The 14,354-nt window shown below is 62.9% G+C and carries 17 protein-coding genes; 10 read left to right on the top strand and 7 right to left on the bottom strand.

The window, feature by feature from the left end:
- Nucleotides 1-19: 19 nt before the first annotated feature.
- Together rlmN and JHL16_RS01000 are read right to left on the bottom strand one after the other, a co-directional pair.
- Nucleotides 20-1,228 carry a dual-specificity RNA methyltransferase RlmN gene (gene rlmN, locus JHL16_RS01005; protein ID WP_200183037.1) on the bottom strand — a complete coding sequence of 403 codons (1,209 nt, stop codon included), beginning with the start codon at nucleotides 1,226-1,228 and terminating at the stop codon, nucleotides 20-22.
- A 106-nt stretch (nucleotides 1,229-1,334) separates the two neighbouring features.
- Nucleotides 1,335-1,859 carry an invasion associated locus B family protein gene (locus JHL16_RS01000; protein WP_200183036.1) on the bottom strand — a complete coding sequence of 175 codons (525 nt, stop codon included), beginning with the start codon at nucleotides 1,857-1,859 and terminating at the stop codon, nucleotides 1,335-1,337.
- A gap of 244 nt (nucleotides 1,860-2,103) precedes the next feature.
- Between JHL16_RS01000 and JHL16_RS00995 the strand changes: the two genes are divergently transcribed.
- From JHL16_RS00995 to JHL16_RS00980, 4 genes are all read left to right on the top strand, one after another.
- Entirely contained in the window at nucleotides 2,104-3,792 is a 1,689-nt protein-coding gene (locus JHL16_RS00995) for an acyl-CoA dehydrogenase family protein (protein ID WP_200183035.1), read from the top strand.
- The gene (locus tag JHL16_RS00990; protein WP_200183034.1) at nucleotides 3,789-4,625 is read left to right on the top strand and encodes an SDR family oxidoreductase; all 837 of its coding nucleotides are present in this window, start codon (nucleotides 3,789-3,791) and stop codon (nucleotides 4,623-4,625) included. Before JHL16_RS00995 ends, JHL16_RS00990 begins: the two co-directional genes overlap by 4 nt.
- A complete protein-coding gene (locus JHL16_RS00985; protein ID WP_200183033.1) occupies nucleotides 4,622-4,810 on the top strand; it encodes a twin transmembrane helix small protein in 189 nt (62 codons plus the stop codon). Before JHL16_RS00990 ends, JHL16_RS00985 begins: the two co-directional genes overlap by 4 nt.
- A gap of 88 nt (nucleotides 4,811-4,898) precedes the next feature.
- Nucleotides 4,899-5,249, top strand: coding sequence for a YkvA family protein (locus JHL16_RS00980; RefSeq protein WP_200183032.1), 351 nt, complete (start codon nucleotides 4,899-4,901; stop codon nucleotides 5,247-5,249).
- Between the two features lie 3 nt (nucleotides 5,250-5,252).
- Here JHL16_RS00980 and JHL16_RS00975 read toward each other — a convergent pair whose 3' ends face one another.
- Genes JHL16_RS00975 through JHL16_RS00965 form a run of 3 tightly spaced genes read right to left on the bottom strand, consistent with a single transcriptional unit; the run spans nucleotide 5,253 to nucleotide 7,530 of the window.
- The gene (locus tag JHL16_RS00975) at nucleotides 5,253-5,660 is read right to left on the bottom strand and encodes an ACT domain-containing protein (RefSeq protein WP_200183031.1); all 408 of its coding nucleotides are present in this window, start codon (nucleotides 5,658-5,660) and stop codon (nucleotides 5,253-5,255) included.
- Between the two features lie 11 nt (nucleotides 5,661-5,671).
- Nucleotides 5,672-6,643 carry an NADPH:quinone oxidoreductase family protein gene (locus JHL16_RS00970; RefSeq protein WP_200183030.1) on the bottom strand — a complete coding sequence of 324 codons (972 nt, stop codon included), beginning with the start codon at nucleotides 6,641-6,643 and terminating at the stop codon, nucleotides 5,672-5,674.
- The gene (locus JHL16_RS00965) at nucleotides 6,640-7,530 is read right to left on the bottom strand and encodes a DMT family transporter (RefSeq protein WP_200183029.1); all 891 of its coding nucleotides are present in this window, start codon (nucleotides 7,528-7,530) and stop codon (nucleotides 6,640-6,642) included. Before JHL16_RS00965 ends, JHL16_RS00970 begins: the two co-directional genes overlap by 4 nt.
- Nucleotides 7,531-7,616: 86 nt before the next feature.
- On the opposite strand from JHL16_RS00965, the gene JHL16_RS00960 reads away from it, so the two are divergent.
- Both JHL16_RS00960 and JHL16_RS00955 read left to right on the top strand, forming a co-directional pair.
- Nucleotides 7,617-8,348, top strand: coding sequence for a tellurite resistance TerB family protein (locus JHL16_RS00960; protein ID WP_200183028.1), 732 nt, complete (start codon nucleotides 7,617-7,619; stop codon nucleotides 8,346-8,348).
- Between the two features lie 152 nt (nucleotides 8,349-8,500).
- Nucleotides 8,501-9,379 (top strand): YihY/virulence factor BrkB family protein, encoded by an 879-nt coding sequence (locus tag JHL16_RS00955; protein ID WP_200183027.1) that lies wholly within the window; start codon nucleotides 8,501-8,503, stop codon nucleotides 9,377-9,379.
- Here JHL16_RS00955 and JHL16_RS00950 read toward each other — a convergent pair.
- Entirely contained in the window at nucleotides 9,347-9,604 is a 258-nt protein-coding gene (locus tag JHL16_RS00950) for a TfoX/Sxy family protein (RefSeq protein ID WP_200183026.1), read from the bottom strand. The two genes, JHL16_RS00955 and JHL16_RS00950, sit on opposite strands and share 33 nt — an antisense overlap.
- Nucleotides 9,605-9,736: 132 nt before the next feature.
- Nucleotides 9,737-11,035, bottom strand: a complete 1,299-nt coding sequence (ccrA, locus tag JHL16_RS00945; protein WP_200183025.1) for a crotonyl-CoA carboxylase/reductase — start codon at nucleotides 11,033-11,035, stop codon at nucleotides 9,737-9,739.
- A 200-nt stretch (nucleotides 11,036-11,235) separates the two neighbouring features.
- On the opposite strand from ccrA, the gene JHL16_RS00940 reads away from it, so the two are divergent.
- The 4 genes from JHL16_RS00940 to JHL16_RS00925 are packed head-to-tail and all read left to right on the top strand — an operon-like array spanning nucleotide 11,236 to nucleotide 14,291.
- Nucleotides 11,236-11,547, top strand: a complete 312-nt coding sequence (locus JHL16_RS00940; RefSeq protein WP_200183024.1) for a hypothetical protein — start codon at nucleotides 11,236-11,238, stop codon at nucleotides 11,545-11,547.
- A gap of 43 nt (nucleotides 11,548-11,590) precedes the next feature.
- Complete coding sequence (locus JHL16_RS00935) at nucleotides 11,591-13,570, top strand: protein meaA (protein WP_246770718.1); 1,980 nt, start codon at nucleotides 11,591-11,593, stop codon at nucleotides 13,568-13,570.
- Entirely contained in the window at nucleotides 13,567-13,947 is a 381-nt protein-coding gene (locus JHL16_RS00930; protein WP_200183023.1) for a hypothetical protein, read from the top strand. Before JHL16_RS00935 ends, JHL16_RS00930 begins: the two co-directional genes overlap by 4 nt.
- Nucleotides 13,944-14,291, top strand: a complete 348-nt coding sequence (locus JHL16_RS00925) for a hypothetical protein (protein WP_200183022.1) — start codon at nucleotides 13,944-13,946, stop codon at nucleotides 14,289-14,291. The genes JHL16_RS00930 and JHL16_RS00925 overlap by 4 nt, the downstream gene beginning before the upstream one ends.
- The last annotated feature ends 63 nt before the right edge of the window (nucleotides 14,292-14,354 follow it).

The following is a 14,354-nucleotide window of genomic DNA, read 5'->3' as shown; positions in this document are numbered from 1 at the left end:
ATGAACGCCCAGAGCTGCATCAGGCGGAGGCCGCAGCGTCCATCGCGATGCGCTCCTTGGCCTTGAGGCGCTGGCTTTCCGATTTCAGCTGGCCGCAGGCCGCCATGATGTCACGGCCGCGCGGCGTCCTGACCGGCGAGGCATAGCCGGCGCGGTTCAAGACTTCGGCGAAGCGCTCGATCGTATCCCAGTCCGAGCACTCATACTGCGTGCCGGGCCACGGATTGAACGGGATGAGATTGACCTTGGCCGGAATGCCCTTCAGCAATTTCACCAGCCGTTTGGCATCGTCAAGCGTGTCGTTGACGTCTTTGAGCATCACATATTCGAAGGTGATGCGGCGCGCATTGGAGAGCCCCGGATAAGAGCGGCACGCGTCGAGCAATTCGCTGATCGGATATTTCTTGTTGAGCGGCACGAGCTTGTTGCGGATCTCATCCGTCGTGCCGTGCAACGAGATGGCGAGCATGGTGCCGATCTCGGCGCCGGCGCGCACGATCTCCGGCACGACGCCTGAGGTCGACAGCGTGATGCGCCGCTTCGACAGCGAGATGCCTTCGCCGTCGGAGACGATCTCCATCGCGTTCTTCACATTGTCGAAATTATAGAGCGGCTCACCCATGCCCATGAGCACGACATTGGTGACATAACGCCCGCCGATCGGCGGCGTCGGATTGGCGCTGAGCTGATGCGGCCACTCCTCCAGCCGGTCGCGCGCGATGAGCACCTGGCCGACGATCTCGGCGGCGCTGAGGTTGCGCACCAGCTTCTGGGTGCCGGTGTGACAGAAGGTGCAGGTCAGCGTGCAGCCGACCTGGCTCGAGATACATAAAGTGCCGCGGTCTTCCTCGGGGATATAGACCATCTCGACTTCATGGCGCTGGCCACGCTCGTCGCGCGGCAGCTTGAGCAGCCATTTGCGCGTGCCGTCGCTGGAAATCTGCTCGGTTACCACTTCGAGCCGCTCGATCACGAAGACCTCGTCGAGCTTCTGGCGCAGATCCTTCGAGATGTCGCTCATCTGGGCGAAGGAAGTGGCGCCGCGATGATAGAGCCAGCTCCACAGCTGGCGCATGCGCATGCGCCGCTGCTTCTCTGGCACGCCGGCTTTGGCCAGTACGTGGGTCAACTCGTCGCGCGTCAGCCCGATCAGCGGTTCCTTGGCGGGGCCGGGATTCGCAGCTTCGGGGCGCTGTCTATGTGCGATATCGAGGGTCACGGCGGTCATAATGATGGTCTCATAACATAGAGCGCGCCTCCCGCCAAAGTGGCCGGGAAGCGCGTGAAACTGAAATCCAGCCGAATATAGGAGCTCGGCACCTCCGGCCGAAGGCCTACTTACAGGCGGCGTCGATCTTGGCGAGCGCCTGGGCGAGGCCCTTCAGCGAATAGGCATCGATCGTCTCGGTGCCGCGCCAGGAAGCCCCCTTGATCGAGAGCTTCTGGCCCTTTTTCATCGCCGTCACGATCTCCTTGTCCTTGGCGGTCGTGTCGGCCCAGGCGCCGTCGCCATTGGCAAAAAGCTCATAATCCTGGGTATCGATGGTGAGCTGGACGGGGGTGTCCTTCTTGAAGGGATAGCCGATGATGGTCGACACCTCGTTGCGGACACTCTGGCCCGGCCGATGGGTGACCAGCAGGAAGGCCGGGTCGCGCTTGACGTTCTTGGGCGTCTGGGTCTTGGGCTGCGAGGAGATATAGCAGACCTTGCCGCCCTGGGCCTTGTAGGTATAGGCGGCCCAGTCACCGAACTTGCCAAGCTCGGTGGGCTCCGGCGTCTGGGCCAGAGCGGGCGCCAGCCCGGTCAGAAGCGCGAAAGGCGCCAAAGCGAGAGCCCATGCCAAAGGCTTGAAATTCATGTCAGAATCCTCATTCCCACCACCCGCTCTGTCCCGAAAAGAAGCAGCCTTTTCGCCAAGACCCCACGGAGATCAATCGAAACATCCCAAAAGCCGGAGAATCCGAGCACCGGACTCGTTTTCGCGCCTTAACTGCTTGAACAATCTGACCGGATTTGGGCGATCAGCCCTTAGCCAATTCGTCAGATTGCGCAACTATTTGCGCTCATGTAACGCAGTATTCATAGCGTTTGGAGCTTGCTGAATGGTTGCTGTCGCCGAAATTGCCCATGGAACCCCGGTTCTCGCTGATCTTCCCGGCCTTCTGGCCGAGGCCCATGGCGCCGTCGGCGCCCTCTACGCTCAGGCCCGATCCCGCGTCCAGGCCCGGGTGACCGCCGAGCGCAAGCTTTCCTCCCATCTGATCGACCGCGAGCAGCATGCCGTCCATGGCCTCGCCTGGCTCGCCACCTATGACGCGGTGCTGCGCGAGCTCACCGCCTATGCCGAACGCCTCACCCAGGGGCAGAAATTCGGCGAGATGGAGCAGCTTTTGGTCCAGATCGCCGCCGGGGAATATCTCAACCAGATCGCCGGCGGCATTCCGATGAACCAGACGGAATTCGCCAGGCTCTCCGATCTGGGCCTCAGCCGGACCGATCTCAGCCAGCTCGACAACCGGGCCGTCCAGGCCTTGATGACCGCCGGCAATACGGCGCCGGCCCGCGCCCGCCTGGTCGAGCTGATGATGGCGGCCGAGGGCGCCTCGACTTTCGGCGATTGCGGCCTCGACGACACGATGGAGGAGATGCGCAGCAGCATGCGCCGCTTCGTCGAGGACAAGGTGAAGCCCAAGGCGCATGAATGGCATCGGGCCAACGCCTATGTGCCGATGGAGATCGTCGAGGAATTGGCGGGTCTCGGCGTCTTCGCGCTGACGCTGCCCGAGCAATATGGCGGGCTGGGCCTCGGCAAGGAATCCATGTGCGTCGTCTCGGAGGAATTGTCGCGCGGCTGGATCACCGTCGGCTCGCTCGGCACCCGCGCCGAGATCGCCTGCGAGCTCATTCTGGGCGGCGGCACGGAGGCGCAGAAGGAGACCTGGCTGCCGCGCATCGCGTCGGGCGAGATCCTGCCCACCGCCGTCTTCACCGAGCCCAATACCGGCTCCGATCTCGGCAGCCTGCGCACCCGCGCGGTCAAGGATGGTGATGTCTACAAGGTGACCGGCAACAAGACCTGGATCACCCATCCGGTGCGCGCCGACATCATGACGCTGCTCGCCCGCACCAATCCGGACGAGCCCGGTTATAAGGGCCTGTCGATGTTCATCGCCGAGAAGCCGCGCGGCAGCGATGCCGATCCCTTCCCGGCCAAAGGCATGTCGGGCGGCGAGATCGAAGTGCTCGGCTATCGCGGCATGAAGGAATATGAGATCCGCTTTGAGGATTTCGAGGTGAAGGCCGACAATCTTCTGGGCGGCGCCGAAGGCCAGGGCTTCAAGCAATTGATGCAGACCTTCGAATCGGCCCGCATCCAGACGGCGGCGCGCGCTTTGGGCGTGGCGCAGAACGCCCTCGATGTCGGCCTCGACTATGCCATGGGCCGCATCCAGTTCGGCAAACCGATCGTCGCCTTCCCGCGCATCGCCGACAAGCTCGCTTTGATGGCCGCCGAGATCATGGCGACGCGCCAGCTCGTCTATCATTCGGCGCGCGAGAAGGATGCCGGGCGGCGTTGCGATCTCGAAGCCGGCATGGCGAAGCTTCTCGGCGCCCGCGTCGCCTGGTCATGCGCCGACAATGCGCTGCAGATTCATGGCGGCAACGGCTTTGCGCTCGAATATCAGATCTCGCGCATTCTCTGCGACGCGCGCATCCTCAACATTTTCGAGGGCGCCGCCGAGATCCAGGCACAGGTCATCGCCAGGCGTCTGCTCGAGGGCGGCAATTGAGCGACAACCGCACCGTCCTCATCACCGGCTGCTCCTCCGGCATAGGCTACGCCTCGGCGAAGCTCCTGAAGGAGAAAGGCTTCCGCGTCTTCGCCACCGTGCGCAAGGATGCCGATCTCATCCGCCTCGAAAGCGAGGGCTTCGAGACGTTCCGCCTCGATTATACCGATCCGATCACCATTTCCGAATGCGTGGCCGAGGTGGCCGAACTCAGCCGGGGCAAGCTCTACGGCCTTTTCAACAATGGCGCTTATGGCCAGCCCGGCGCGCTCGAGGATATTTCGCGCGCCGCGCTGACCGCCCAGTTCGAGGCCAATGTCTTCGGCTGGCATGAGCTGACGCGCGATTGCCTGAAGCTGATGCGCGCCAATGGCGGCGGCCGGATCGTCAATAATTCCTCCGTCCTCGGACTGACCGCGATGAAATGGCGCGGCGCCTATTGCGCCACGAAATTCGCCATCGAGGCGATGTCGGATACGCTGCGGCTGGAGCTCCAGGGCACCAATATCCATGTGTCGCTGATCGAGCCGGGGCCAATTGCCACACGTTTCGTCGAACATGCCATGGCCGCCTTCGACCGCAATGTCGACGAGACGATGTCGCATTACCGCGAAGCCTATGTGAAACAGCGCCAAAGGCTGAATGGCGGCGGCGCCAAGCGCTTCAAATTGCCGCCCGAGGCGGTGGCCTTGAAGCTGCTCCATGCGCTGGAAAGCCGCAAGCCGAAACGGCGCTATTATGTGACAGTGCCGACTTATGTCATGGCCTGGGCCAGGCGGCTGTTGCCACCGCCGGCGCTGGACCGGCTTCTCGATAAGGCATCCGACCAATGAATATCTTCGACTATCTCGTCCCCATCTCCATCGGCGCCGTCTTCATTGTTCTGTGCCTCGGCCTGTGGAACATGATGCGCGGTGGTCCCGGCAACGTCTCGCAGAAATTCATGCGCTGGCGCGTGATCCTGCAATTCGTCGCGATCATCATCATCATGGGCGCGATCTGGTTCGCCGGGCGGTAGTCCGGGTTCTTCTCCCTCTCCAGACTTGAAAATCTCCACTTCCCTACCCATATCCACGCGCGATTTAGGCAGTGAGGGGGGTTCTCCCATGGTCTTGACCCGTAGCAATGAACAGACGGTGCGTTCCGGCTTCTGGCCGAAGCTCGGCAAGGTCGCGGCTTCGATTCCTTTCGCCGAGGATGCGGTCGCCGCCTATTATTGCGCCTTCGACCGCGCCACGCCGCTCAAGGCCAAGGGCATTCTGTTCGGCGCGCTGGCTTATTTCGTGATGCCGATCGACGCCATTCCCGACTTCGTGCTGGGCTTGGGTTTCACCGACGACATGGCGGTGCTGTTGGCCGCCATCGGCATGATCCGCGCTCATCTGAAGCCCGTCCACTACGACCGGGCGCGCGCGACGCTCGAGCGCCTCAAGCACGGCGACACCCCCGCCGACTGAGGCTCAGCTACGCTTCTGCACGTCGCGCAGCACGGCCAACGCACGTTCCGCCATGTCTGCCGGCACGAAAACATGGTCGTGATGGAAGGCGGCGACCATGTTGCAGGGAATGCCAGCGGCTGCGAGCGCGCCGGCGACCGCGGCCGTCAGCCCGACGCCGTCGAGGCTCGAAAACACTTCGAGCACGATGCGCCGCATCGGCATCGCCGCGGCAAAGCCGAGCGTCGCCGCCTCGGCGCGCCCGAGGATCAGCGTCACAGCTTCCTCTTCCTTGAACGAGCCGAGCGCCAGCGGCAGCGCGCGGGCGATGACATCGGCATCCGTCGTCGCACAGAAGACGAACTCGCCATCCTTGAGCACTGGCGTCATATTGGCCAGCATGGCTTGCGTGTCGCGGATGACGTCCGGCATCTCTTCGTTCCTCACCGTACCAGGATGGCTTTGCCCTTCACCTCGCGTCGCGCGATCGCGCCGAGCGCCATGGCGATTTCGTCGAAGCGATAAGTGGCGTGGATATGCGGCGTGAGCCGGCCATGCGCCGCCCAGGCGACGAGTTGCTCCATATTGGCGCGATGTTTGTCCGGCTCGCGGTCGATATGAGCGCCCCAGAAGACACCCTGGATATTGGCGCTCTTGAGCAGCACCAGATTGAGCGGCAGCTTCGGGATGTCGCCCTGCGCGAAGCCAACGACGAGATGACGGCCGTTCCAGGCGAGCGCTCTGACGCCAAGCTCGCTGAATTCGCCACCCACCGGATCATAGACGACATCGACGCCGCCCGGCTTGAGTTCCTTCAGCGCTTCCTTCAGGTTCCGCGTCGCGTAATTCACCAGGTGATCGGCGCCGAGGTCACGGCAGAAACTGAGCTTGTCATCGGAGGAGGCGCAGGCGATCACGTCCGCGCCCATCAATTTGCCGATCTCGATCGCTGCCTGGCCGACACCGCCCGAGGCGCCGAGCACCGCCAGCGTCTCACCCTTTTGCAAGGCTGCGCGATCCTTCAGCGCATGCAAGGTCGTGCCATAGGTGATGGAGAGGCCGGCCGCCGCCTCATTACTCAGTCCCTTCGGAATCAACGCCAGCTTGCGCGCCGCCACCGCGATCTCCTCACGCGCACCGCCATGGCCGACATAACCCATCACCCGGTCACCTGCCTTGAGACTCTGCACGTCAGGGCCGGTCTTCGTGACGACGCCGGCAACCTCACCGCCCGGCGAAAAAGGCAGCGGAGGCTTGATCTGATATTTGCCCTGGATGATCAGCGTATCGAAGAAATTGAGGCCGACCGCCGTGACCTTCACCACGACCTCGTCCGCTTGGGGTTCAGGCGCGGCGATCTCCTCGATGCTCAAGCTCTCCGGCCCGCCGAGGGCCTTGCACAATACCGCTCTCATTTTCTCCCTCGCGTAACCAGCAGAACCCCCACCGCGCAGACGACCATCCCGAGGATCTGGATCAGCGTCAATGTCTCATCGAACAGGAGCCAGGCCATCACCGCGGCGACGCCCGGCACCAGGAAGATGAGCGCCGAGACTTTCGAGACATCGCCGTGCTTGATGAGCAGCATCAGAAGCAATATGGCGCCGATCGACAGCACGATCACCGACCAGGCGAGCGCGATCCACGCATCGGTCGTCGCATCGAAGCGGAAATTTTCGGTGGCGAGCGCACCGATGAGAACCACGATGAAGCCGCCGGCATATTGCCAGGCCGTGCCGGCAAGAAGATCGATCCGGGTGACGTAGCGCTTCTGATAGATGCTCCCGAGCGTCATCGACAAAGCACCGAGAGTCATGGCGAGGATGGTGGCGGGTGTGATGCCGTCGACCACCGAGACATCGAGCTTGGGCGCCAGCACCAGGGCGACACCGCCAAGCGCGACCGCGAGGCCTAGCCAATGGCGCAAGGTGATGCGTTCACCGAGCAGGCGGCCAGCCAGGAGGGCGGTGAAGATCGGCTGCAGGCCGGCGATCAAGGCAGCGATGCCGGCCGGAAGCCCGTGCGCCACCGCCCAATAGCAGGCACCCAGATAGCCGCCATGGAGCAGGGTTCCGGCGATGAAGGCATGTGACGCGGCGGTACGGCCGGGCCAGCGCGCTTTGAAGGCGAGCGCCAGGAGGAGGAGCAGCAGCCCGGCAATGCTGAAACGGATCACCAGAAAGGTCAAAGGATCGACATGCGGGGCCGACAGCCTTGCAACGATGAAGCCGGTTGCCCATATCAGGACGAATGACGCGGACGCGGCGGCAATCCAGTTAGGCTGTGTTTTTTCGGGTGCCATGGCGTCGTGTCGATCAGTTGGGAAGGTGGGGCATGTCTTTGCCCGCCTTCTGAGGATTTGGCGAGCTAGACTTGAGAAGGGCAGATATGTTCGATCCGCAAAAGCTTCTTGAACAGTTCCTGGGCGGCCAGGGCCAGCAGCAGCAGGGCCAGAATGCGCCGGCCAAGAGCGGGTCGGGATTTTCTCCCGACATGCTCAAGGGTCTGGCCGGCGGTGCCGCCGCGGGCGGCCTCGTTTCGATCCTTCTCGGCTCGAAGGGCGGCAAGAAGCTTGCCGGCAGTGCCCTGAAGGTCGGCGGCGTCGCGGTGCTGGGCGGCCTCGCTTACAAGGCCTGGCAGAATTACCAGGCGACCAAGGGCGCCCAGTCGACGGTCCCGCCGGTCAGCCAGCCGATGAAGGACATCACGCCGCAGGCCGAAGGCACCGTCTTCCTGCCCTCGGCGCCGCAGGAGCGCAACGAGCTGAGCCTCGTCCTGCTGCGCGCCATGATCGCCGCCGCCAAGGCGGACGGCCATATCGATGCCAATGAGCAGAAGGCGATCTTCGACAAGCTCGACGAATTCGCGCTCGACAATGACGCGAAAGCCTTCGTCATCGACGAATTGCGCAAGCCGCTCGATATCGACGCGGTGGTGAGGGGCGCGACCAGCGTCGAGCGCGCGGTCGAGATCTATGCCGCCTCCGTGCTCGCCATCGATCCCGATGATCCGGCCGAGCAGGCCTATCTGGCGATGCTCGCCTCGCGCCTCAAGCTCGATCCGGCACTCAAAGCGAGTGTCGAAACCGAAGCGCGCAAGCTGCCCGTCACGGCCGGGTAGCAACGCCTGGCAAATAGTTTCTCCCCAGACTTCCCCCTCTCCGCTGCAACCGCATGGGAGGGGGAATTTTTTAGGTGGATACGCGCTTTATTAGGTCCTCTGCGCGCTCGCCCGATCTTTCATCGAATCCCTCCCCCTGTTATGGCTGGCGCATGACGGAACCGCGGCCCACCATTCCCCTTCTCATCCTCGAAGCCATCAGGCGGCTGTTCGCGGACGAGGCCATACCGCTGGCGGGCAATATCGCCTTTCGTTTTCTGTTCTCGATCTTCCCGTTCCTGATTTTCCTGACCGCGCTTGCCGGTTTCTTCGGCAGCGCCGAGCTCGCCTCCAGCATCGTGACCTATCTCCTGAGCGTGGCGCCCAAGGAATTCGTGGGACCGATCGCACCCGAGATCAATTCGCTGCTGACGCGGCCACGCACCGCCCTTCTCAGCGTCTCGGCCATCATCACCGTCTGGAGCGCCATGGGCGGTGTCGACAGCGTGCGCGTCGCGCTCAACCGCGCCTATGGCCTGACCGAGGACCGCAACACTTTCCTGCTCTACGGACTCATGGCGCTGTTCGTGGTGGGATCAGCCGTGCTGCTGCTGGCGCTGGCGGTATTGATCGTGTTCGCGCCGACCGCCATCCATTTCATCAGCCTCTACGCGCCGGCCTTCGACGATTTCGTCGCCACATTCGACCGCTACCGCTATCCGCTGGCCATCGCCATCATGGTGGTGGGCCTGTTCCTCGCCCATCTGATCCTGCCCGCAAGGCGCGTGAAGCTCTATTACCTGATGCCGGGCGTCATCCTCACCGTCTGCGTGTGGCTCGTGCTGTCGAGCGTCTATTCGTATTTCCTCGCCAATTTCGCGACCTTCGCCTCGACCTATGTCGGCCTCTCCGGCCTCTTCGCGGCGATGTTCCTGATCTATCTGTCGGCCCTCGCCCTCATTCTCGGCGGCGAGCTCAACCGCGTCATCGTGCTGGCGCGCAAATACGACAAGGAAGCCTCAACCGAGGCGGCGGACCTCAGCAAGGAGTGAGGTTTTCTCCGCTTCGCCGAGATCGCGCCAGTCGCGATCATCGAGGCCCGCGGCGATCGCCCATAACAGATTGAGCGAGGCCTTGTCCTTCACCCGCCGATAGGCCTTCGCAGCCCCCAGCACGCGCAATTCGGCAATGGTCCTGATGCCGGCTTCCGCCAGCATCAGCGCCGACTTCGGTCCAAGATTGCGCAGCTGAGCAACCGGCAGCCGGTCTTCGTTCATGAGAACCTCTCCCAACTCGTCATGGCCGCCCTTGAGGCGGCCATCCAGCCCATCCTGCGATAGATGTACGACGGCGAGGCTGGATGGCCGGGTCGGCGCGCCCGGCCATGACGAATAGAGGGACAGGGCGCGTCAGGAGGACGCCGCCTCGATCACATCCTCGAAGGTCTTGAGGCCGGTGCGCGGCGCCGACACCAGCACCGCCATATTGCCGGGCCGGTGCTCGTTCTTCCACATTTTCATGTGCGCCTTGGGGATGTCGCTCCAGGCATAGACTTCCGACATGCACGGATCGATGCGCTGCGCCTGCACCAGCTTATTGGCGTTGGCGGCCTGCATCAGATTGGCGAAATGCGAGCCTTGCACGCGCTTCTGATGCATCCACAGATAGCGCGCGTCCATGGTGAGATTATAGCCGGTGGTGCCGGCGCAGATGACCACCATGCCGCCGCGTTTCACGATGAGCACCGAAACCGGGAAGGTCGTAGCGCCCGGATGCTCGAACACCATGTCGACATTGTTGCCTTTGCCGGTGAAATTCCAGATCGCCTTGCCGAAATCGCGCGCGTTCTTCAGCCACTCATTGTATTCGGGCGTGCCGACCTTCGGCATCTCGCCCCAGCATTTGAAGTTCTTGCGGTTGATGACACCCTTGGCGCCGAGCGACATGACGAAATCCGCCTTGTCGTCATCCGAGATGACGCCGATGGCATTGCCGCCGGCCGTGGCGATGAGCTGCACCGCCATCGAGCCAAGGCCCCCCGAGGCGCCCCACACCAGCACATTCTGGCCAGGCTTCAACGTATGCGGGCGATGGCCGAACAGCATGCGATAGGCGGTGGCCAGCGTCAGCGTGTAGCAGGCCGACTCTTCCCAGGTGAGATGCTGCGGACGCGGCAGAAGCTGGCGCGCCTGCACGCGGGCAAACTGCGCGAAGGAGCCGTCCGGCGTCTCATAGCCCCAGATGCGCTGCGACGGTGAGAACATCGGATCGCCGCCATTACATTCCTCGTCGTCGCCATCATCCTGATTGCAATGGATGACGACTTCATCGCCGACCGCCCAGCGTTTCACTTTCGAACCGACCGCATAGACGATGCCCGACGCGTCGGAGCCCGCGATATGATAGGGATTCTTGTGACCGTCGATCGGCGAGATCGGCGTGCCGAGCGCCGCCCACACGCCGTTGTAGTTGACGCCGGCCGCCATCACGAGCACCAGCACCTCATCCTCGCCGATCGCCCAGGTCGGCACGACCTCGATCTGCATGGCGCTGTCCGGCGGTCCATGCCGCTCCTGGCGGATGGTCCAGGCGTACATTTTTTCGGGAACATGGCCGAGCGGCGGGATTTCGCCGATCTCGTAGAGATCCTTCACCGGCTGGTTGGCATTGGCCGGCGCGCTGACTGTTGTTTTCGCTTTGGCGCTCATGGGTATTCCTCCGTTCCCCAATATGACAACGAGGCTATGTCATTTTGCAATGCAACAAAAGTACATTGCGCCTGCTCACAGGCTGATCATGACAGTTTGCCGCAGTTTTGGGCATATGACAGGTCAATGACACTGACCCATTCGCGCTTTACCCGGCAGCGACTCTGGCCGATAATTCGGCGGTAAACCGGGGTGGCGGAATGGTGGATCTCCTGGCCCTAGTGATGGCGTGGTTATGGTCGGCCCTGACCGATGGCACGGGGCTGTTCCTGCTGGTTCTGCTGCTCGCCGCCACCATCGTCCTCAATCAGCTGACCGACGCTTCCGATGCACCCCGCATGGCCGGCAACTTCGCCTCTTTGGCCTTGGGCGCCTTTCTGGGCTTCCACCTCATTCCTGACATCTCGCCGCCGCTCGAAATCACCGCCCATGGTACATTTGCCCTGTTTTCGGGCATGACCGCCATGGGATTGGTCAATATGGCTCTGCTCCGGCCCCTCCGATCCCCCTAAGGAATTGTTGCGCCGCAATATCGCTCATGCTTTGATGCACTGCATGACGCGTGACCGCCCCTGGATTTTCCGCACCTATGCCGGCCATTCGACCGCGGCCGAAAGCAACCGCCTGTTCCGCACCAATCTGGGCAAGGGCCAGACCGGCTTGTCGGTGGCCTTCGATCTGCCGACTCAGACCGGTTATGACAGCGACCACATTCTGGCGCGCGGCGAAGTCGGCAAGGTCGGCGTTCCCATTTCGCATCTGGGCGACATGCGCACTTTGTTCGAGGGCATCCCCTTGAACGAGATGAACACGTCGATGACCATCAATGCGACCGCCGCCTGGCTGCTCGCTTTGTATGTCGCCGCCGCCGATGAGCAAGGCTCGAGCCGCGGCAGCCTCGCCGGCACCACCCAGAACGACATCATCAAGGAATATCTCTCACGCGGCACCTATGTGTTCCCGCCCAAACCGTCGATGCAGCTCATCACCGACACCATCGCCTTCTCGGCATCGCAATTGCCGAAATGGAATCCGATGAATGTCTGCTCCTATCATCTGCAGGAAGCGGGTGCCACGCCGGTGCAGGAGCTGAGTTTCGCGCTCGCGACGGCGATCGCGGTGCTCGACGGCGTCAAGGCGAGCGGCACGATTCCAGACGCCGAATTTCCCGAAATCGTCGGCCGCATCTCCTTCTTCGTCAATGCCGGCATCCGCTTCATCACCGAAATCTGCAAGATGCGGGCCTTCACCGAATTGTGGGACGAGATCTGCCGCGACCGTTATGGCGTCAAGGACGAGAAATTGCGCCGCTTCCGTTATGGCGTGCAGGTGAATTCGCTGGGCCTCACCGAGCAGCAGCCCGAGAACAATGTCTATCGCATCCTGCTCGAGATGCTGGCGGTGGTGCTGTCGAAAAACGCCCGCGCCCGCGCCGTGCAGCTGCCCGCCTGGAACGAGGCGCTCGGCCTGCCGCGGCCCTGGGACCAGCAATGGTCTCTGCGCATGCAGCAGATCGTCGCTTATGAATCGGACCTCCTCGATTACGGCGACATTTTCGACGGGTCGAAGGAGATCGAGACCAAGGTCGAGCAGCTCAAGGCCGAGGCGCGCCTCGAGCTCGAGCGTGTGCTCGCCATGGGCGGCGCCATCGCCGCGATCGAGACCGGCTATATGAAGAAGGCGCTGGTCGACTCCAATGCCGAACGCCTGCGCGCCATCGAGGCGGGCGAGACCAAGGTTGTCGGCGTCAATGCCTTCACCACCAGCGAGCCGTCGCCGCTCGCTTCGGAGGACGGCGAGGCGATCCTCACCGTGTCCGAGACGGTCGAATATGAGCAGATCGAAAAATTGAAGACCTGGCGCAGCACGCGGGACGCGAAGGCCGTTGCCGCCGCGCTGAAAGCCCTCGAAGCGGCAGCACGCGAGAGCCGCAATGTCATGGAGCCGTCGATCGCCTGCGCCAAGGCGGGCGTCACCACCGGCGAATGGGGCGAGACCTTGCGCCGCGTCTTTGGCGAATATCGCGCGCCCACCGGCGTCACGCTGCTGATGCGCGGCGAAGCCTCGCAATCGATCGCCGAAGTGAGACAGCAAGTCGAGGCTCTCGCCGCCAAGCTCGGCGCCACGCCGAAATTCCTGGTCGGCAAGCCCGGCCTCGACGGCCATTCCAACGGCGCCGAACAGATCGCGGTGCGCGCCGCCGATTGCGGCTTCGAAGTTTCTTATGACGGCATCCGCCTGACGCCGGAGCAGATCGTCGCCGCGGCGCTCGAGCACAAGGTGCATGTCGTCGGCCTCTCCATCCTGTCGGGCTCGCATGTGCCGCTGGTGCGCGACGTCATGAACCGTATGCGCGCCGCTGGCCTCGGCCAGGTGCCGGTGGTCGCGGGCGGCATCATTCCGCCCGAAGACGTGCTGGTGCTCAAGCAATTGGGCGTCGCCCAGGTCTATACGCCCAAGGACTTCGACCTGAACCGCATCATGAGCGATCTCGTCCGCCTCATCGACGCGCGCGCCAGCGAGCAGGCGGCGTGAAAGGTCGGATCAGCCCGGGTTTCAGATTCTGGCTGATTCTCGATTTCGTCCGGCGCAACCGCCAAGCCTTTATCCTCGCCTTTCTGTTGGCCGCCGTTCTTGTTGTTCTTCTCACCAACGAGCCGATCTCTGCCCGACCCGTGGAAGGCAAGTTCGTCCGCCTGACCATGCTCCCCAGCAGAGACCCGCCCTCGACTTGGATTTATGTCGACCTTCCCGATGGCCGCACCACCGCCATCGAAGTCTGGAGTGGCTGGCAAGCGCCGGCAGTCGGTGACACGGTTCAGCTTGAAGAGCTGACTCTTCTCTGGTTCGGTAAGAACTATCGCCTGCCCTTGAGTCCGCAAGCAAAGACGGCAAGCGAGGATCCGGCATGAGAAAAGAGCTCACCCGGCTTCTCAACCGGCAGATGACGCTCGAAGCCATCCTGAAATTTGTTGCGCCCGTCCTGGTCGGACTGCCCGTGGCCCTATGGTTGATTTTCTGGGCGACGAATGTTCCGGTGTCCCGCGAGATCCTCGATGTTCGCTTCGTCCGCTGGACCGTGCATCAGGCCGACAAGGGACAGAGCCTGCCCCGGGTCTTCGTCGACTTGCCTGACGGCCGCACCGTCGCAGCGGTGGCTTGGGCCAACTGGCGCCCGCCGGAGCCCGGCACATCCATTCGCCTGCAGGAGGAAAAAATGCGCTGGTACGGCAGGAACTATCGCATCGTGCCGTGAGGCACGATAGAGCGCATCGGCTTATCCGAAAACCGCTTCGCACTTTTCGGGCCGATGCTTTAT

The organism is Taklimakanibacter albus (genome assembly GCF_016595235.1).
Taxonomy (GTDB): domain Bacteria; phylum Pseudomonadota; class Alphaproteobacteria; order Rhizobiales; family Aestuariivirgaceae; genus Taklimakanibacter; species Taklimakanibacter albus.
The sequence above is the reverse complement of the archived record's forward strand: the minus strand, read 5'-3'. Positions and strand labels throughout refer to the sequence as shown.